Origin of the sequence: Solibacillus sp. FSL K6-1126, from assembly GCF_038003445.1 — a bacterium.
In the GTDB taxonomy this organism is placed as follows: domain Bacteria; phylum Bacillota; class Bacilli; order Bacillales_A; family Planococcaceae; genus Solibacillus; species Solibacillus silvestris.
The window spans coordinates 1,383,480-1,401,621 of sequence record NZ_JBBOPD010000001.1 but is presented as its reverse complement, the minus strand read 5'-3'; the positions used below and the strand labels follow the sequence as shown (position 1 = coordinate 1,401,621).

Genomic DNA, 18,142 nt, shown 5'->3' with positions numbered 1-18,142 from the left:
TTTTCACCTACAATTAATTTTAGCGTTGTACAATTGTTGCAACACCCTGTCCCCCACCAATACATAAAGTTGCAAGACCTAATTTTGCATCTTGTTTTTGCATTTCATGTAACAAAGTAACTAAAATACGTGTTCCGCTTGCCCCAATTGGGTGACCAAGTGCAATTGCCCCGCCATTTACATTTAGTTTATCATGATTGAACGCCAATTCGCGATCAACTGCAATCGCCTGTGCTGCAAACGCTTCATTCGCTTCAATTAAATCCATTTCATCCAATGTTACATTCGCTTTCGCCAGGACTTTTTTGACCGCTGTTACCGGTCCGATTCCCATCACAGAAGGATCAACTCCAGCGCTCGCATTTGCGACGATTGTAGCCAGTGGTGTAAGGCCTAATTCAAAAGCCCGCTGCTTTGACATAACAACAACCGCTGCAGCTCCGTCGTTAATACCTGAAGCGTTCCCTGCAGTAACCGAACCTTCTTTCTTGAAAGCAGGTCGTAATCCGCTTAATTTTTCTGCTGTTGTTCCATGTTTCACATATTCATCTTGTGTAAATAGAATCGGATCCCCTTTACGTTGAGGAATTTCTACCGGTACAATTTCTTCAGCAAATTTATTTGCAGAAATCGCCTCAGATGCACGAGCCTGTGATCGTGCTGCAAATTCATCCTGTTCCTGACGCGAAATGTTATATTGATCACACAGGTTTTCAGCAGTGATCCCCATATGATAATCATTAAATGCACACCATAAGCCATCCTGAATTAATGTATCGACAATTTTTTGATCGCCCATGCGGAAACCTTCTCTTGCATTTCGCATAATATATGGTGCTTGACTCATATTTTCAAAGCCTCCAGCGACAACAACATCTGCATCCCCGGCAATGATTGCTTGTGCTGCTAAATGAACGGCCTTTAAGCCTGAACCACATACTTTATTAATTGTCATCGCTGGAACGGTGTATGGAAGACCAGCCTGAATACTTGCCTGTCTTGCCGGGTTTTGACCTAAACCTGCTGCGAGAACATTCCCCATAATAACCTCATCAACTGTCGTCGGATCTAATTGAACCCGATTTAACGCTTCTTTTATTACGATACTCCCTAAAGTCGGAGCTGAAATATCTTTTAATGCCCCCTGAAAAGCACCAATTGGCGTACGTACTGCACTTACTATTACAACTTCTGTCATGAATATATCCCCCTTTATTGTGAATGGTCCCTTTGTGAGCAAATGAGCTTACAAAGATTTTATCAAATATTTCGTATTTTTCACACAAAAGTTTCCAATAGTAAATAGATACATATTAGTTGATTTATCACAATAATTCATCAAATATTAAATTAATTAAGGAGTGATTTTCATGAAAAAACGTACACTGTTTTTATCTGGCAGTATTGTAACAACGCTGCTGGCAGCTGCTACAACGATCACTGGTGTCGTGATGACAAATCACATTATGTATATAAAGAAAAAGGACGATGCTTTCATCCGTGAACGTGAAATAGCGGCAAAACGCTTTGACGAAGCATGGTATGAAGGCTGTCCAAAAGAAATTTTAACGATCGATTCCCCAAATGGCTATACAATAAGCGGCATCTATTTAAAACCTCTGGAAACGAAAAATACAGTGATTATCTGTCATGGTGTCACAGAAAATAAAATCAACTCGATGCGCTATGCCCGTATGTTTGAACGTCTTGGTTTTAATGCATTTGTGTACGATCATCGCCGTCACGGAGAATCACAAGGGAAAACAACAAGTTACGGCCATTATGAAAAATACGATTTACAGGCAGCAGTTGAGACAATCCGAACTATTACCGGGGAAGACGCCCTGCTAGGTATTCACGGGGAATCAATGGGTGCGGCTACAACCCTGCTCTATGCAGGTACGCTGGCCGATAATGCAGATTTCTATGTTTCCGACTGTGCTTTTTCAAACTTCCCAGAACTATTAAAGCGGATTTTTGAAAGTGTTGTACCAATTGATTCGAAATATACACTCCCTTTTGCCGACTTTTTCATGCGGATTCGCGATGGCTATTCTGTTAAAGAAGTGATGCCGATTGATGCAGTGAAACACATTCAAAAACCTGTCCTCTTTATTCACAGTACACCGGATGATTTCATTCCTTCCTCTATGACCGAAGAACTGTACGAACAAAAACCTGAACCTAAAATGCTGAAACTGTTTGAAAAAGGAGAGCATGCGAAATCATTCAATGATAACCCGGGTGATTATGAGCAAACGGTTGCCAAGTTCTTGCACGACTATGTACCGGCATACCGCAATATAACGGATTCTTTACTATAAAGGTAATAAGCACTTTCTGTTCATGTCATTGAACAGGAAGTGCTTTTTTAGTGGGACGGAAACTAATTCCCCTTATTCATCCCCCGCCCAAACAAAAAAGCCCCCCATTTATCTGAGGGCACTTCACATTACCTATTCATTATTAAAAACGATATGCCATTCATCGCGTTTTGCTAAAAATTCTTTGGCCAACTGCTGTGCACCTTCCAAACTATGGCTTGCCGCCCAACCGCATTGGACTTCATTGCAGGCAGGTACAGCTGTCGCCGCCAACACATCCTGTACAGTCTTTTCCAAAATCGACAACACACCTTCGTAGTCATCATAGTTCATAAAGGAGACATAAAAGCCTGTTTGACAGCCCATTGGCGAGATATCAACAACTGCGTCACTATGATTGCGGATACGGTCTGCCATTAAATGCTCCAGTGAATGAAGTGCCGGCATTTCCATATGTTCTTTATTCGGCTGCTTTAAGCGGATATCATATTTTGTCACGACATCGCCCTTTGCCCCTTCCTTTGTGCCTGCTAACCGTACATACGGTGCAGCCACTATCGTATGGTCTAAATCAAAGCTCTCTACATTCGTTTTTTCTGTTGCCATTTATTTGTCCCTCCAATACTTACAATCTATATAAGGATAGACTAGATTATTTTCCTTTTCAACAAAATATTCTGAATTTTGTTTTAGAGAAAATAAAAACTACCTTCATCACTCAATAGAATGCGAAAGGTAGTCCAACTTTTTATTATTTATCTTGGAACTTGTTCATTTGTGCCATCATTTGACGCACTTGTTTTTCAGACGGTTTACGTCCCATTTGTGCCATCATCACGCGAATCATTTGTTCATTAATTGGCGGGTTTTCTTTTAAATACTTCATCATATATTGACGAGCCGCGTAGAACCCAATTGCCACGCCCCCGATTAAAGCTACGACGATAAGTGTAATACCTAACCATAAAGCCATTTTGTCCAACCTCCTCCACTACTTATGTACCGAGAAAAACTCTCCAACAAGCATTATACAATAAAAGTTATTACGTTTCTATATATTTTAACTTCTCCTGACAGAAGTTCAGTCATGCAAATAGCCGTCTGAGTCCATCTCAGCCTCGAGACCTAGATGAAAATACAGTAACAGGTCGTTATCGGATTTTTAAATCTACGGTAACATGAACATATCAACTACAAGGAGGAACACATAATGAAAAAGTTTTTCTTATATTCAGCGGCTTTCATCACAGCGATCATCGCACTTTGCCTGCTCGCACCGGTAGCCGGCTTATTAATCTCAGGAGCACTTTTAGCAGCGGGTCTGCACTATTACACAGAAAGTAAATCAACTTTCGGAAAAGTAATGAGCCTCGTTGTCGCTTTAGCCGGTTTAGTAAGTGCATTATCAAACATTCCGGGCTTTATCGGTTTAGCTGCGATCGGCGTATTGTTTTATCTTTATAAAGCACGTAAAAACGAAAAGATTGAATTTTTACCAGGCAAAAAAGAGGAAGAAAATCCATTTACAAACTTTGAACGTGAATGGGCAAATTTAAATAAATAGGAGCGATGGACAATGAAAAATTTATTTACAAAATTTAAGTATTCAATACAGGCCGATTTACATGATATGTTTGACAAAAAGGTGGACAAAAACCCGATTAAAATGCTGAACCACTATATTCGTGAAGCAGAAAAACAAACGGAAGAAACAGGTAAATTACTTGCACGTCAGGCACAGCTTAAAAAAGAACTGGAACTGCAGCTTTCCCAAACAATCGAAATGCTTGAGAAGCGTGAAAAACAGCTTCAATTGGCACTTTCGACAGAAGAGGCTGAACTGATTGCGTTTGCACAGGAAGAAGTCACAGCTTACACTGCCAGAAAGCATGCCCTTCTTGCAAGCATTGATGCGGCCAATACTGAATACTTTGCACTGGAACGCAAATTCGAAACGATGAAACATAAAATTAAAGACATGAAAGTGCGCCAACTTGAGCTGATGGGCAAGGAAAATGTTGTGCGTGCCAACCACCAGATGGATAAAGTACTTACATCTGACAATGCCGGTAATTTCGATGAACTATCAACTTATATTGATGAATTATCACAAAATATTGAGCGTAAATATGAAATAACTACTTTTGAAGCTCGATTGGCACAGCTTGAAAAAGAACAAAAGCTCATAGAACAGCAAAAATAATGATATAATGCGTTAAAGGAGAAGGCATCGTGCTTTCTCCATTTTGTACGTTATAGGGGGAGGCACCATGCCGAAAATCACGTCTGATCAGCTTGCAATTATCGCGATGAGTATGGCACTTGTCGTATTAATCGAATTAACTCTTTTCAATAATGGCACCGTGTTTATACTGATTTTAGGTGCACTGTTTCTCTTTTTTAGCTTTAAAAAGAAGAAACGTTACTTATTATGGACGGGACTCGTTCTATTATTCTTTGCCATAATTAATATTTGGACATTGCGCCTTTTAATCATTGGTGTGCTTGTCTTTATTTTATACCAATACTTAACGAAAAAAGAGCAAGTGATGGAAATCAAAAGTCAGCTTGCCAATACATCCAATCAAAATATATTAATCGGAACAACAGGTGCTCCGACAGAAAGCTATCATTGGAAGGATATTCATATTCAACGCTTTATCGGCGATATTACTATCGATACGACCGAAACCATTTTACCAAACGGGAAATCAATTATAGTGATCCATCAATCTCTTGGAAAAGTACGGGTTATCGTACCTTATGAAGTGACGATTCAGCTTCATTATTCCACTTTATATGGTGAAGCAGCATGCCTGCACTATGCGCCAAAGCAGTGTATTAATGAACAGCTCCATTTTGAGGATGGAGAAATGGATGCAAAACGTGTCCTTGTCCTTTATGTGACATCGTGGATTGGTGATGTGGAGGTGCAGCGCGGATGATTGCATTTATAATACGATTTTTTATTTTGATGATGGTTTTTGCGACATTTGCTCTGAATATTTTTGTTTTCCTGCTCGGTCAGCCGCAGGAAGAGACTTGGCGTTTTTTATGGGAAAGCGGTGAGTATTCAATACCGATTGTCGCTGTGATCGCCATTACCGCAACAACAACCAGCTTCTTTATTTCTTTATGGATATCGATTTCTTTAAAAATAAAAGAAAATCAGATGACCCGCATCGTGAAAAAAGTAGCTGAGCCTGATTTTGCACAAAAATTCAAGAAAGCAAATGGTTCGTTAAAAAAGGCCTTGCGCGAAACGAACGAATTAATTGAAACACAGCGGACATCTTTACAGCGACTTTCCAATGAAAAAGTGGAAACAAATGACGCCATCGTCCAGGAGCGGCTCCTTGCAGAACGTCAGCGTCTTGCGCGGGAACTGCATGATTCTGTTTCCCAACAGCTGTTTGCGGCATCCATGCTTCTCTCCGCGCTTACAGAACAGCGTCAAGATGATTTTGCACAAAAGCAGCTCAAACAGGTGGAAAAAATCGTCCAGCAGGCACAGCTCGAAATGCGCGCCCTACTCCTTCACTTGCGACCTGTCGCATTGCATAATAAAAGCTTGGCAGAAGGTTTAGAAGATCTGATTGTAGAATTACAGGAAAAAGTGTATTTCAATATTGATTACCAAATTGAAGAAATCGGATTATCGAAAGCGGAGGAAGATCATTTATTCCGTATTGCCCAAGAAGCTTTATCAAATACTTTACGGCATGCAAAAGCAACTGAAGTCGAGCTGTTATTAATCGCACGTGATCAACTTGCGATTTTGCGCATTCAGGATAATGGCCTTGGCTTTAATTTGGAGGGAGATAAAACGACTTCGTACGGGCTGCGCAATATTGCCGAACGCGCTGTCGAAATTGGCTGTACGTATAAGATTGTCTCTGTACCGGATGAAGGAACAATTGTCGAAGTGAAAGTTCCGCTCAAAAAGGAGGAACAAATGAATGATTAAAGTTGTCATAGTAGATGATCACGAAATGGTTCGAATCGGTGTTGCTGCCTATTTATCGGCACAACCCGATATCGAAGTCATCGGTGAAGCGACAAACGGCGAGGAAGCGATTGAAAAAGTGTTGGCATTGAAGCCGGATATTGTGCTGATGGATAATGTGATGCCGATTAAAACGGGTGCTGAAGCGACTGCAGAAATTCTGGCACAATGGCCGCAAGCAAAAGTAATGATTGTCACGAGCTTTATCGATGACGATAAATTATACCCTGCCCTTGAAGCAGGCGCTGTCAGCTATATACTGAAAACGAGCAACGCCAAACAGATTGCCGATGCAATCCGGAAAACGATGGACGGAGAAACGGTTCTTGAGCCGGAAGCAACGACACGGGTAATGGCACGTATGCGCGGTACCGCCCCTGCCCTGCATAACCATTTAACAGACCGGGAAATGGAAGTCCTATTATGTATGGCTCGCGGCCTTGCCAATCAGGAAATCGCGGAAGAACTGTTTATCGCATTAAAAACGGTCAAAACCCATGTCAGCAACATTTTAAGTAAACTCGAAGTGCAGGACCGCACACAGGCTGTCGTCTATGCATTTCAAAATGGATTAGTAAAGTAAGGAGAATTATTCATGACATTTACGTACGAAAACTTTGCAAAAGACGGGACACTCACATTACTTGCCCCCCTGTTCACCCTATTGCTGATTTTCTCAGCGTTGTTCATTATCGTGCTGCTGGGCTTTAGTATCAATCCTAAGATCATGTTATTTATTGGTGCACTCATTATTTTATTAAGTGCACAATTGCAGTCGATTGCAGGAATTTTGGCAGATGAACTAAATTTAGCAAGTTCCTCGAAAAACTTTTACATTTTTATCGCAATCGTTGTGATTCAGTTAGGATTAATCGTGTTTGCGTTTGTGAAGGATAAAAAGAAGAAATAGTAGCGAATGGCTGAAGCTGCCCTGAAGGTTAGTTGATAACTTTTGGGGCGGTTTTTTAGGGGTGGGCCAGGGGTATGGAGTACGCCTTTCGTTGATTTATTAGAACTTTTTTCGGTTTATTAGATGATCGGAGTGACATATTAGAACTTCTGATGGCTTTATTAGAAAATCAAGTGTTTTTGGCCTTAAAACTGGTTTTTATAGGGTTTCAGGGGAGCTATGGAATGCCCCGGCATTGTTATATTAGAACTTTTTTCGGTTTATTAGATGATCGGAGTGGTATATTAGAACTTCTGACAGCGATATTTGAAAAGCGGGCGTTTTTGACCGAAGAACCGGTCTTTATAGGCTTTCAGGGTAGCTATGGAATGCCCCGGCATTGTTATATTAGAACTTTTTTCGGTTTATTAGAAAATCGGAGTGGTATATTAGAACTTCTGACAGCGATATTTGAAAATCGGATGCACTTATTAGAAAAATAACACCATATATTAGAAACACTTACATATATTAGAACTTTTTCGATTTTATTAGAACTTTCGGCGTTTTATTAGCGTCCGTAGTGTTAATGAATACTTCAGCTTTAAAAAAGCCCACGCCCCGCTTCCTTGCAAAGCGTTCGTGAGCCCCAGACCATATTATTTCAAATCATTCAATATAGTAAACAGTGCATGTTTCGCATCGATCAACTGTTCATGTGCCTGTCCCTGCTGTTCCGCATTTTCCGCTTCATAAAATGATGATAATGCCTCATCGATTTGTTTATAGGAATCAAATAGGTTTAAATCATCCACTTTTTTATTACCGAAAATATCAATGAACATGCTTAGCTGATATTGAAAGTTTTTTTCATACATCGTCAACACATGCCTCTTATCATCGATCTGCACTTCATCGTTCAAAATATACGTCTGAAAATCGACCAGATCTATATACGCTTTTTCCAGTTCTACTGCATATTGGGCCTCTTTATCATTCCCTTTATTCCAGTCCAGAATCTGAATAAAAATGAGTAAAAATAGAATGATTGTTAAGTAGATCGAAATACCTTTCCAAGATAAAAACTTCATGCTTTTTCCTCCATCTGCCGGTCCTTGTTTAATTGAAAAGATATTCTTTCAAATTTTCCAATGTTGTGTCGATGCCTGAACGTAGCGATGTTTGATCTTCGCGGCATTTCTCAATTGCCTTTTCAATGGCAATCAAAGCATTTTCCAAAAACGGTTCGGCATTCAAATCTTTGTAAAGCTGTGTTAAAACGAGCGCCTTATTCCAGTACCATCTTGCATTTTCCGGATCCAGTTCGATTGCCCGCTCAATATAGACCATCACATCAAACGGCGACCAGTTAAAACGGTTCATCGTCTGTCCAGCTATCCCGTAATACAACGCCTTGTTCGGATGATGCTTCACCGCTTCCATAAAGCAGTGCACACTTTCATCATAATGGTGCGCCATTAAAAAAAGATGCCCCTGTACATAAAACGACTGCGCTTTCCGTTCCGCCTCGGCTGTTCGTGCATCATCTTCAAGCTGTTTGACTTTTGCTGAAAACTGCTGTTCATCCTTGATTGCCCGCAATTGCTCAAGCTCATCATTTTCAGGATAGCTTTCATTCGCACGTTCGACACTTTGCGAAATCTGTACGGTCGGTTTCGGAAATTTTTCATACTCGTATTTTTCGAAGACTTTTAAAAATTGAGTTGCCTGTTCATTTTCGCCGCTTTGTGATTGGCGTTTCGCTTCTTCATAGCATTTCAAAAACTGCCCGTCATAAAAATACTGCTCCATGTTCGACATTTAAAACACCCTTCTGTTTTTCATTCACTATTTGTGAATGCATCGATAATATGTATTTCATTCAAAAGTATGTATAGTAATAAAGGTGTCCTAACGAAAACATTAGGACACCCCTTTGAACTATTTTGAGATTGTGCCTGCTACTTCGGCAATCACGATTTGTGAACCTAGCATTGGTGACTCACCTTGGTGGTGGCCGCCGCCTTCACCTTCAGATGGACGTTTATGAGATTGTTTGAATGCATCACTTTCACGCCATACAGCAAAGTTTTCTTTTGAATCCCAGTACATAACAACGCTCATTTCATCATATTCTTCAAATTGCGTTGAAACTAATACTTCTACTTTTTGGAAACCTTCAAATTCCTGTAATGGACCTGGTTGTACAAATTGTGGGGCCATTTTTTCGGCAAAACCTTTTTTTACTTGGATACGGTTTGTTACTGTAATCATGATTACCAACTCCTATAATTTAGCGTTAACTACTTATATATTTATTTAAGCACTTTCAGAACTGTTGCGCAATAATTCACGCTATAATAAGGAAAATCAAATATTAAGGAAGTTATCTCAATGAAATTTACTATTATTGCGACGAGCGATATTCATGGACATACAGAACGTTTTTCACAGCTTGCGCAAATGATTGCTGCTAGACAGCCCGCGCTGTTAATCGATAATGGCGATTTTTTGCAGGGCAGTCATTTAAGCTATTATTATGATTATATTGTCGAAAAACAGCACCCGCAAATCGAACTTGCGAACAAACTCGGCTATGATGTCGCAGTTTTCGGGAATCATGAATTCAACTATTCTTCCGAAAAAATACAATCGATCCGTGATGCATGCAGTTTTCCTTGGATTGCCGCAAATATCCCGGGGTTTGCTCAACCGTATGTTATTAAGGAAATAAACGGGCTACGTATTGCTGTCATAGGGATCACAACTCATTTCACAAAAAACTGGGATGAATGTGAATCGACAAAGCATCTGCATTTTGAAAACTCATTTGAATGTGCGAAAAAAACCGTTAAGCACGTCCGCGAAATTGAACAGGCACAGCTTGTCATTTTAAGCTATCACGGCGGTTTTGAACGTGATCTTCATAGCGGTCACCTAATAGATCTGGAACAAGGTGAAAACGAAGGCTATCGTATGCTTCAAGAAATAGAAGGCATTGATCTATTCATTACAGGACATCAGCATCTGGAAATTGCCACAGTACAAAATGGTGTCGCTGTTGTTCAACCTGGTGCAAATGCACATTGCTTTGCACAAATTGATGTCACTGTGGAAGATGATACGTTTTCTTTTGAACCGGCTATCATCCAAGTTGATCCTGCCTTAAAAATGCAGTCCTTCCACGGATTTGAGGCCTGGAAAAAGCAACCGATCGGAACAGCGGATAAAGCGCTGACCTATGCAGACTTTTTTACGCCCCGCACAAAAATGACCGCATATACACAAATGCTACATGATATGCAGCTTCATTACACCGGTGCCCAAATTTCTGTTATTGAATTGCCCTACCATTCACAAGGGGGCTTTCCTCAGAGAATAACCCGTGAAGATGTTTTACATAATCTCCCCCGAGCAAACCGACTGCTCGTCATCCAAATGACAGGTGCTGAAATCCGCCAAGCGATTGAACAAAGTGCAGCTGTCTTTGCGCTAAATGACCAAGGGCAAATCGATTTTAGTATGGCTGTGAACTATCCGGAGCCTCAGCCGTATATTTATGATCTGTGGGGCGGCATTGATTATACAATTGATTTACGCCAACAAACTGGTCAACGCGTCACAAAGCTGACTTTTGAAGGAAATCCCATTCAGGATAATGAGATCTTTGAAGTTGCCGTCAATAGTTACCGTGCTACAGGGGCGCACCAGTTGCCGATGTTTCAAAAACAGCCTATTCGAGAAGCGGATAAATTCATTCCCGATTTAATGATGGATTACATAGAACAAACCAGTCCGCTAACGATTCAGATTAAAAATGAGTTCCAAATGAAGTAAATTATCTGCGCATTATGTATGTCAATCACTTAAATTGGCATACATTTTTTATTTTTCGAAAAAATTGAAACTTTTTCCCAATTCATCCGTAAATTTATATAAATAGCATGAAGGAGGTGGCAACTTGTTTGGTTATTCCATTGAAACCATTTATTTATTCATCTTAATCGTTATTGGGTGTTGCACTATTCTTTACTTATTTTTTGCAGATATTGCAGATGTGTCCATCGATGGAACGCCATTTTTTGACCCGGCTGTAATCCTATCGTTTATTACATTCACTTCGGCTGCGGGTTACTTGCTGGAACAGTTTACAGGATTAACAAGTTTCATCATATTCATCATTGCTCTTTTAATTGCGAGTTTATTGACAGCGCTTCTCTATTTTTTCCTGCTTGTTCCTTTACGTTCAGCAGAAGTGTCCCTTGCCTATACAGATGAATCGCTTGAAGGTCAGACAGGAAAAGTGATTGTGCCCGTTCCTCTTGATGGTTTTGGGGAAATGGTGATCGAAACGGCAAACGGCATTATATCAAAGCGTGCAGCAAGTTATCATCAAGTAGAGATACCGTATGACACACAGGTTTTAATTATTGAGATGCGTGATGGTACAGCAATGGTCGCGATTTATGAGAAAGAAGAAATTCATTTTTAGAAACAGGGAGGAATTTTTATGTCAGGTTTAGCAGGTATATCTGGAATTTTAATAGCAGTTGGGGTAGTCGTATTTCTAATTGTCGCTCTTGTAGCCGTCTATATTATGAAATATCGCACAGCTGGTCCGGATGAAGCATTAATCGTAACAGGTAGTTATTTAGGCAGCAAAAATGTACATACCGACGATTCAGGAAATCGTATTAAAATTATCCGCGGTGGTGGTACATTTGTATTCCCGGTTTTCCAGCAGGCAAAACCATTAAGTCTACTTTCAAGTAAATTAGAAGTAACGACTCCGGAAGTTTATACAGAACAAGGTGTTCCTGTAATGGCAGATGGGACAGCAATCATTAAAATCGGTGGCTCAATTTCGGAAATTGCAACAGCGGCCGAGCAATTTTTAGGAAAAGATAAACAGGAACGCGAAAGTGAAGCACGCGAAGTACTGGAAGGTCACTTACGTTCGATTTTAGGTTCGATGACGGTAGAAGAAATCTATAAAAACCGTGATAAATTCTCGCAGGAAGTGCAACGTGTCGCATCTCAGGATTTAGCGAAAATGGGCTTGATCATTGTATCATTTACGATTAAAGATGTGCGCGATAAAAATGGTTACCTGGATTCACTTGGTAAACCGCGAATTGCTCAAGTGAAGCGTGATGCAGATATCGCAACAGCTGAAGCAGATAAAGAAACACGTATTAAACGTGCTCAAGCAGCTCAGGAAGCGCAACAGGCCGAATTAGAGCGTGCTACTGAGATTGCAGAAGCCGAGAAAAATAATCAGTTAAAAGTGGCAGAATACCGCCGCGAGCAGGACATTGCAAAAGCCCGTGCCGATCAGGCGTACGAATTGGAATCTGCACGTGCTAAACAGGAAGTAACGGAACAGGAAATGCAAGTACGAATCATTGAGCGTCAAAAGCAAATCGAATTAGAAGAAAAAGAAATTCTGCGTCGTGAAAAGCAATACGATTCAGAAGTAAAGAAAAAGGCAGATGCGGATCGTTATGCAATCGAACAAAATGCCGAAGCACAAAAACGTAAAGAGCTTGCGCAGGCAGATGCGGAGAAGTACCGTATTGAAGCACAGGCACAAGCTGAAGCAGAGCGCATTCGTTTAGATGGTCTTGCGAAAGCAGATGCAGAGCGTGCACAAGGTACGGCGGAGGCAGAAATTATCCGTCTACGCGGTCTTGCGGAAGCGGAAGCGAAAGAGAAAATTGCGGAAGCGTTTGAACAGTACGGTCAGGCAGCTGTCCTTGATATGATTGTTAAAATGTTACCAGAATACGCAAAACAAGTTGCTAGTCCACTTTCGAATATCGACAAGATTACAGTTGTGGATACAGGGGGCGGTACGAACGGCGGCGCTGGTAAAGTAACGGGCTATGCGACGGATTTAATGGCTGGCTTGCAGGAAACATTAAAAGCATCTTCCGGTATTGATGTAAAAGAACTAATCGAAACATATGTCGGAAAAAATGCGTTTGAAAAATCGGCAATAATTCCTCGCGAAGATTTCTCACGAGTAGAAGAAATACTTGAAAAATAAGGTGTTCAATAAAAAATACAGCATTCTTCCATAACGGAAAATGCTGTATTTTCTTTTTATTAAATTTTAACCGTCCAGCCAAATGTATCTGCAACTTTACCGTATTGGATGCCTGTTAATGTATCGTAAAGCATTTGTGTTACTTCACCGATTTGGCCATTGTTGACAGAAATGACATCATCCAGCCATTTCAGCTCCCCTACCGGCGAAATTACAGCGGCAGTTCCTGTACCGAACGCCTCTTCCAATGTGCCGTTTTTAGCAGCTTCCACAACTTCTTCAAAGGCAATTGCTCGCTCTTCAATCGGGATATTTTTTGATTTTAATACTTCAATCATCGAATCGCGTGTAATCCCTGGTAAAATACTGCCGTTTAATGCAGGCGTAATTACTTTTCCAGAAATTTTAAAGAAGATGTTCATACTGCCGACTTCTTCTACGTATTTATTTTCTTTCCCGTCCAGCCATAATGTTTGAGAATAGCCTTGTTGCGCAGCAATTTCTGAACCTTTTAAGCTCGACGCATAGTTACCGGCTGTTTTCGCTTCACCTGTACCGCCAACTACGGCACGAACATATTGCTGTTCTACTAAAATTTTAACCGGGTTAATGCCTTCTTTATAATAAGAGCCAACCGGTGACATAATAATCATAAATTTATAGCTTTTCGCAGGATTTACACCTAAATAGCTCTCTGTCGCAATAATAAATGGTCGAATATAAAGTGATGTACCTGGCGCTGTTGGAACCCACTCGCGATCTACTCGAAGTAATTCTTTTAATGCTTCTAATGCAAAATCCTCATCAATCGGCGGAATGCAAAGGCGTGCATTGGAAGAATTTAATCGCTGGAAGTTACGGTCCGGGCGGAATAGCTGTACTTCACCATCTTCTGTCATATATGCTTTTAAACCTTCAAATACCGCTTGTCCATAGTGGAATACCATCGCAGCAGGACTTAATGTAATCGGAGCATATGGTGTAATTGTCGCATTATGCCATCCTTTTCCATCTTCATAATCCATAACAAACATATGGTCAGTAAAAATCTTACCAAAACCAAGCTGTTCTGCAGGTGTTTTTTGTTTTCTATTTGTTGATAACTCAGTTGTAATTTGGTATGTTGTCATAATCTCATGCTCCTTAACTAATTTTAAGTTGATACACTATATCATACCATGTTATTTTTAGAAAATTTAGTATTTTTTAATTTCCGTCAAAAAATATTTTATTCTAGCAGTTTCATTAGTTTTCGAGCAAATTTCTACCCAATCACTCTTTTACTTTTATAAGTTTATTAACAGGTGCTGTTATGCTATGTAAGAACGTTTCTTCATGCTCCTTTTTCACAGCAGCCAAAACCGCACATGACGGACCTGCAGAATCGGTTAAATTGACATCGGCTGTATAACACTCTCCGGTAAAACGTGTAATTTCTGCCCCAACTCCCTTAGAACCTGTTGGCCATATTGCTTGGATGAAGCCATTGATCAGTCCTTCATACACCTCATTTAAATGTGCAATTTTATGTGGATTTTCTATCACATCATTTCCGACAAGCGGTTCGCCGATAACATAAAACTCACAACGATCCGTATTCCGTTCGAATTGTTTTTTTCCAAGCATCGTAAGAGAGACCGCCGACTGAAGCGACTGAAAATTCGTTTCACTCGAGCCCATTAAAGGAGGTATTTCCAGCCCCATTTCCGAAAATGCTCTTTTAAACCCTTGCTCATACTCTGACCATACTTCATCGCCCGAGAAATTGGCCATTAATAATTGAACCGGGATGGCACCCGCGCAAAGTTGCTCTAAAATAGCAGTACGTGCTGTAAAATAGGCAGTCACTTCATTGGGTACCTGTACAATATCATGCTCTTTTGTGCCGATACAACCCGAATTATCAATCGAAACGACTAACCCGTTCACTTCTATCGAGTTTCTCATACATTAACCCCTACTCGCTGTACGACTGTTTTCAATACAGGCATGACAAGTATTGCGATCAGGCAGTTTACAGCTGTCGCAATTGTTAATGAGGCAATCGAGCCGATGTAAAATGCCGGAGAAATAAGAAAATAAAATGGAATCGGTGCAATAATACCATTTGCGATAATGACAAATATCCATTTTAAAATTTGAAGGCCTTTTTGATGCATAACTGCAAAGATCGCAACAATCACAAACATTTCCGCCGCAATTATAAGATGTAAAATGCCTAGCGGGAAACCGGATGTGAATCCTGTCGCGACATGCCCGAGTGCTCCTGCCGCGCCTGCAAAGACTGGCGGTAGAAAGATTGCACTAATTAAAGCAGGAGCAGAATCGAGTGCAGCTGTTGCCACGACCCCTACCGGCACTTTAATAAAACTGCCAATCACACAAATAGCCGCAATTAATGCTGTTAAAATAATTAAACGTAATTTAGTTTTGTTCATGAGAATCTCCTTTTAAAATTTGTGGTATGCCGTACCATACACGAATGACCGTCTGTGCTTCATTGCAAAGCTTCTGGTATAACCTACCGCAAGTGTCTCTTAATTGCCGTGCTTCTTTTTCAAGCGGGACAACACCGCGGCTCGTATCTGTACAAATACAGATCAGTTCTGCCTGTTCAGCAATTTGCATAAGCTGTCCGAAAATTTGCTGTGCCACCTTTTCTTCGGATTCATGAAGATACGGTAAAATCATCTGTTCAAAATTGCTTATTATGTAACGCTCGTTTTCTTTTATTTCTTCCGGTTGTGGTAAGTATCCTTCATAAATAATCAGTTCTTTTGCCGGTAACTGCGCGATCACTTTTTCTGCATATTTTCGTTTACCGTTATGTGCGCCTCCGAGTATAACGTACATCTCACACCTCCTATGAGTTCCTCTATTGTATTCCAGCCAAGTGTGTAAATCGTTCGATGATTGGCCACTGTTTGCTGAAAGGATTGCGCTTTCCCCCCGTAAACGGCAAGTAATAACCGAATCACTCCTCCGTGTACGATCAGCGTATATTCTTTCTTTTCATTTACAATTTCACGAAAGCCTTTCAATACACGCTGCTTGAACTGGATAAAGGTTTCACCGTTTGGAATCGGATGATTAATCGGGTCATCAATCCAAGCCCGGTATATTCCATTATGCTGCAATTGTTCATATGTACACATTTCAAAGTCCCCAAAATGCAGCTCACGCAAGTTTCGGTAAGCGATAAATTCGGCATTCGGAAAATAACATTGTGAAGTTTCACGGCATCTCCGTAAATCGCTCCCATAAACGATACCTGGCTGTAGATCGATCTTGGCTTCCACTTTTTTCAGGATCGGCTCATCTGTCCAGCCAATATATTTCCGTTCTGTATTTGCTTTCGTTTTTTCGTGCCTGATTAAATGCACAGTAATATCGTGAGCCATAGGACAACCTCCAATCCTTCACCGAGCGCACCGAGCAAATCGCCTGTTACACCGCCGAAATGTTTCCTTGACCAATTCCGGTAAAAAACAACAACGACCATCATCACGACTACTAAAATATATAAGCTGAATGCGCCAATGTAAAACCAGCTTACAAATGCTAGAATACTTTGAAAAACGATCAAAAAAACAAGTTTATTTCGAATGACAATCCCTTTAAAATAAGCAGCGAGGCCCTTTTCTTTTGCCGGCTGCATCGTTACAAAATAGAGCAGCATCCCCATTCGCGCTATAAAAGGAATAAAGATTAAATAGGGCACAATCGCCAATTGCCCATACGTCAACATTTCATAAATAACGCCGATTTTTAATACAAGTAAACCAAAAACACTAAGTACCCCAAATGCGCCTGTTCGCGGATCATCTAATATCTCCAGCCGTTTCTCTTTTTCTCCATAGGAAAAGAACGCATCGCTCATATCGATCCAGCCGTCTAAATGCAGTCCACCTGTCAGAACGATTAATCCGATCACAATCAAAATCGCCAACAGCAACTCTGAAACCTCACTATAGCGAGATAGTATAAATACACCACTACTAATGATTGACCCGATAAGTAAACCGACAATCGGTAAAAATCCATACATCCATGTAACAGACTTGGCATTCATATCCAGCTGTTTTTTTATCGGCACTGCCGAAAAAAATTGCCAAGCTAACAAAAAACCGCTCAAACTATTTTTCAACTTGGTTCCTCCTTACTTCCAACGCTGTACAAGCTGAAATTGTACTTCATATGCTTCATCACTATTTTGGACAATCCATTGATGAAGCTCACCTAACAATTTGCGATACAAATTTACCTCATCATACGGTGATGGCAGTTCATCCAGCACTTCATTTGATACAACTATTATTGTAGCACCTTGCTTCCGCCATGTTAGCAATTGCTTTTGCAGTGATTCGATACAATTATCGATGTACTCGCTATTTTCATTTTTTTGTTCATATGTATACAGTACATTCGAAAGCCATGTTGTCACACATTCAAAAAGCACAACATCATTATTTGAAAGCTGCTCGATCGTAAAAGGAATCTGTACTTGCATTTCCACTGTGTTCCAATGGGCGTTCTGATTTTCGCGGTCTTGCTGATGGCGGATAATTCGTTTTTCCATTTCCTCATCAAAGGATACACCTGTCGCGACATAGTAGAGCGTCTTTTCTTCACCTAACTGCCTAGCAAATTTTTCTGCAAAAGCACTTTTGCCGCTGCGCACACCACCGGTTATAAAAATCAATCGTATCCCCCCTTATTTTTATCAATTACGCCTCGGCGTAATTGCGTCCGTATTCTGCTTTGCGCTGAAGCGCAAAGAATTCATCGCCGAAGTCGTGACATCCGCCGGAAGCCAATTAATTTCATTCAGCGATATCCGCTGAATGAAGTTAATTGAAAAAGACATGCCTAAA

The 18,142-nt window shown here is 40.5% G+C and carries 24 protein-coding genes; 11 read left to right on the top strand and 13 right to left on the bottom strand.

Going from position 1 to position 18,142, the window contains the following annotated elements:
• Positions 1 to 19: 19 nt before the first annotated feature.
• Complete coding sequence (locus tag MHH44_RS06715; protein WP_014824358.1) at positions 20 to 1,198, bottom strand: acetyl-CoA C-acetyltransferase; 1,179 nt, start codon at positions 1,196 to 1,198, stop codon at positions 20 to 22.
• A 172-nt stretch (positions 1,199 to 1,370) separates the two neighbouring features.
• Between MHH44_RS06715 and MHH44_RS06710 the strand changes: the two genes are divergently transcribed.
• Positions 1,371 to 2,324, top strand: coding sequence for an alpha/beta hydrolase (locus MHH44_RS06710; RefSeq protein ID WP_008408063.1), 954 nt, complete (start codon positions 1,371 to 1,373; stop codon positions 2,322 to 2,324).
• Between the two features lie 132 nt (positions 2,325 to 2,456).
• On the opposite strand, the gene MHH44_RS06705 is transcribed toward MHH44_RS06710, so the two are convergent.
• On the bottom strand, positions 2,457 to 2,930 hold the full coding sequence (locus tag MHH44_RS06705) for an S-ribosylhomocysteine lyase (protein WP_014824374.1): 474 nt from the start codon (positions 2,928 to 2,930) through the stop codon (positions 2,457 to 2,459).
• Between the two features lie 145 nt (positions 2,931 to 3,075).
• A complete protein-coding gene (locus MHH44_RS06700; protein WP_008408061.1) occupies positions 3,076 to 3,297 on the bottom strand; it encodes a YneF family protein in 222 nt (73 codons plus the stop codon).
• 237 nt (positions 3,298 to 3,534) lie between these two features.
• Between MHH44_RS06700 and MHH44_RS06695 the strand changes: the two genes are divergently transcribed.
• The 7 genes from MHH44_RS06695 (at position 3,535) to MHH44_RS06665 (ending at position 7,722) form a co-directional block, all read left to right on the top strand.
• Positions 3,535 to 3,888: a lmo0954 family membrane protein gene (locus MHH44_RS06695; protein ID WP_340798111.1), complete on the top strand. Its 354-nt coding sequence runs from the start codon at positions 3,535 to 3,537 to the stop codon at positions 3,886 to 3,888.
• Positions 3,889 to 3,900: 12 nt separating this feature from the next.
• Positions 3,901 to 4,527: a PspA/IM30 family protein gene (locus tag MHH44_RS06690; protein ID WP_014824375.1), complete on the top strand. Its 627-nt coding sequence runs from the start codon at positions 3,901 to 3,903 to the stop codon at positions 4,525 to 4,527.
• 67 nt (positions 4,528 to 4,594) lie between these two features.
• Positions 4,595 to 5,269 (top strand): cell wall-active antibiotics response protein LiaF, encoded by a 675-nt coding sequence (gene liaF, locus MHH44_RS06685; RefSeq protein ID WP_008408058.1) that lies wholly within the window; start codon positions 4,595 to 4,597, stop codon positions 5,267 to 5,269.
• Positions 5,266 to 6,291, top strand: a complete 1,026-nt coding sequence (locus MHH44_RS06680; RefSeq protein WP_340798110.1) for a sensor histidine kinase — start codon at positions 5,266 to 5,268, stop codon at positions 6,289 to 6,291. The genes liaF and MHH44_RS06680 overlap by 4 nt, the downstream gene beginning before the upstream one ends.
• Positions 6,284 to 6,913: a response regulator transcription factor gene (locus MHH44_RS06675; RefSeq protein WP_065216994.1), complete on the top strand. Its 630-nt coding sequence runs from the start codon at positions 6,284 to 6,286 to the stop codon at positions 6,911 to 6,913. The genes MHH44_RS06680 and MHH44_RS06675 overlap by 8 nt, the downstream gene beginning before the upstream one ends.
• Positions 6,914 to 6,925: 12 nt before the next feature.
• Complete coding sequence (locus MHH44_RS06670; RefSeq protein WP_340798109.1) at positions 6,926 to 7,240, top strand: acyl-CoA dehydrogenase; 315 nt, start codon at positions 6,926 to 6,928, stop codon at positions 7,238 to 7,240.
• A 152-nt stretch (positions 7,241 to 7,392) separates the two neighbouring features.
• Positions 7,393 to 7,722 (top strand): hypothetical protein, encoded by a 330-nt coding sequence (locus tag MHH44_RS06665; RefSeq protein ID WP_340798108.1) that lies wholly within the window; start codon positions 7,393 to 7,395, stop codon positions 7,720 to 7,722.
• A gap of 156 nt (positions 7,723 to 7,878) precedes the next feature.
• Here MHH44_RS06665 and MHH44_RS06660 read toward each other — a convergent pair whose 3' ends face one another.
• The 3 genes from MHH44_RS06660 to MHH44_RS06650 form a co-directional block, all read right to left on the bottom strand.
• Entirely contained in the window at positions 7,879 to 8,310 is a 432-nt protein-coding gene (locus tag MHH44_RS06660) for a hypothetical protein (RefSeq protein ID WP_014824378.1), read from the bottom strand.
• A gap of 28 nt (positions 8,311 to 8,338) precedes the next feature.
• A complete protein-coding gene (locus MHH44_RS06655; protein ID WP_340798107.1) occupies positions 8,339 to 9,040 on the bottom strand; it encodes an O-linked GlcNAc transferase in 702 nt (233 codons plus the stop codon).
• Between the two features lie 120 nt (positions 9,041 to 9,160).
• Positions 9,161 to 9,493 (bottom strand): heme oxygenase, encoded by a 333-nt coding sequence (locus MHH44_RS06650; protein WP_008408043.1) that lies wholly within the window; start codon positions 9,491 to 9,493, stop codon positions 9,161 to 9,163.
• Positions 9,494 to 9,613: 120 nt separating this feature from the next.
• Here MHH44_RS06650 and MHH44_RS06645 point away from each other — a divergent pair, with 120 nt between their 5' ends.
• The 3 genes from MHH44_RS06645 (at position 9,614) to MHH44_RS06635 (ending at position 13,268) form a co-directional block, all read left to right on the top strand.
• Entirely contained in the window at positions 9,614 to 11,056 is a 1,443-nt protein-coding gene (locus MHH44_RS06645) for a bifunctional metallophosphatase/5'-nucleotidase (RefSeq protein WP_340798106.1), read from the top strand.
• A 124-nt stretch (positions 11,057 to 11,180) separates the two neighbouring features.
• A complete protein-coding gene (locus MHH44_RS06640) occupies positions 11,181 to 11,711 on the top strand; it encodes a hypothetical protein (RefSeq protein WP_008408041.1) in 531 nt (176 codons plus the stop codon).
• A gap of 18 nt (positions 11,712 to 11,729) precedes the next feature.
• A complete protein-coding gene (locus MHH44_RS06635; RefSeq protein ID WP_087615283.1) occupies positions 11,730 to 13,268 on the top strand; it encodes a flotillin family protein in 1,539 nt (512 codons plus the stop codon).
• A gap of 59 nt (positions 13,269 to 13,327) precedes the next feature.
• Here MHH44_RS06635 and MHH44_RS06630 read toward each other — a convergent pair whose 3' ends face one another.
• The 7 genes from MHH44_RS06630 to MHH44_RS06600 all read right to left on the bottom strand — a co-directional run bounded on the left by MHH44_RS06630 (position 13,328) and on the right by MHH44_RS06600 (position 17,970).
• Positions 13,328 to 14,398, bottom strand: a complete 1,071-nt coding sequence (locus tag MHH44_RS06630) for a branched-chain amino acid aminotransferase (protein WP_008408037.1) — start codon at positions 14,396 to 14,398, stop codon at positions 13,328 to 13,330.
• Between the two features lie 142 nt (positions 14,399 to 14,540).
• Entirely contained in the window at positions 14,541 to 15,215 is a 675-nt protein-coding gene (locus MHH44_RS06625) for a hypothetical protein (protein WP_340798104.1), read from the bottom strand.
• Entirely contained in the window at positions 15,212 to 15,706 is a 495-nt protein-coding gene (locus MHH44_RS06620) for an ECF transporter S component (protein ID WP_340798103.1), read from the bottom strand. The genes MHH44_RS06625 and MHH44_RS06620 overlap by 4 nt, the downstream gene beginning before the upstream one ends.
• Positions 15,693 to 16,121, bottom strand: coding sequence for a bifunctional adenosylcobinamide kinase/adenosylcobinamide-phosphate guanylyltransferase (locus MHH44_RS06615; RefSeq protein ID WP_340798102.1), 429 nt, complete (start codon positions 16,119 to 16,121; stop codon positions 15,693 to 15,695). Before MHH44_RS06615 ends, MHH44_RS06620 begins: the two co-directional genes overlap by 14 nt.
• A complete protein-coding gene (locus MHH44_RS06610; protein ID WP_340798101.1) occupies positions 16,064 to 16,669 on the bottom strand; it encodes a histidine phosphatase family protein in 606 nt (201 codons plus the stop codon). Before MHH44_RS06610 ends, MHH44_RS06615 begins: the two co-directional genes overlap by 58 nt.
• On the bottom strand, positions 16,642 to 17,415 hold the full coding sequence (gene cobS, locus MHH44_RS06605; protein WP_340798100.1) for an adenosylcobinamide-GDP ribazoletransferase: 774 nt from the start codon (positions 17,413 to 17,415) through the stop codon (positions 16,642 to 16,644). Before cobS ends, MHH44_RS06610 begins: the two co-directional genes overlap by 28 nt.
• Before the next feature lie 12 nt (positions 17,416 to 17,427).
• Entirely contained in the window at positions 17,428 to 17,970 is a 543-nt protein-coding gene (locus MHH44_RS06600) for a bifunctional adenosylcobinamide kinase/adenosylcobinamide-phosphate guanylyltransferase (protein ID WP_340798099.1), read from the bottom strand.
• Positions 17,971 to 18,142 lie beyond the last annotated feature (172 nt).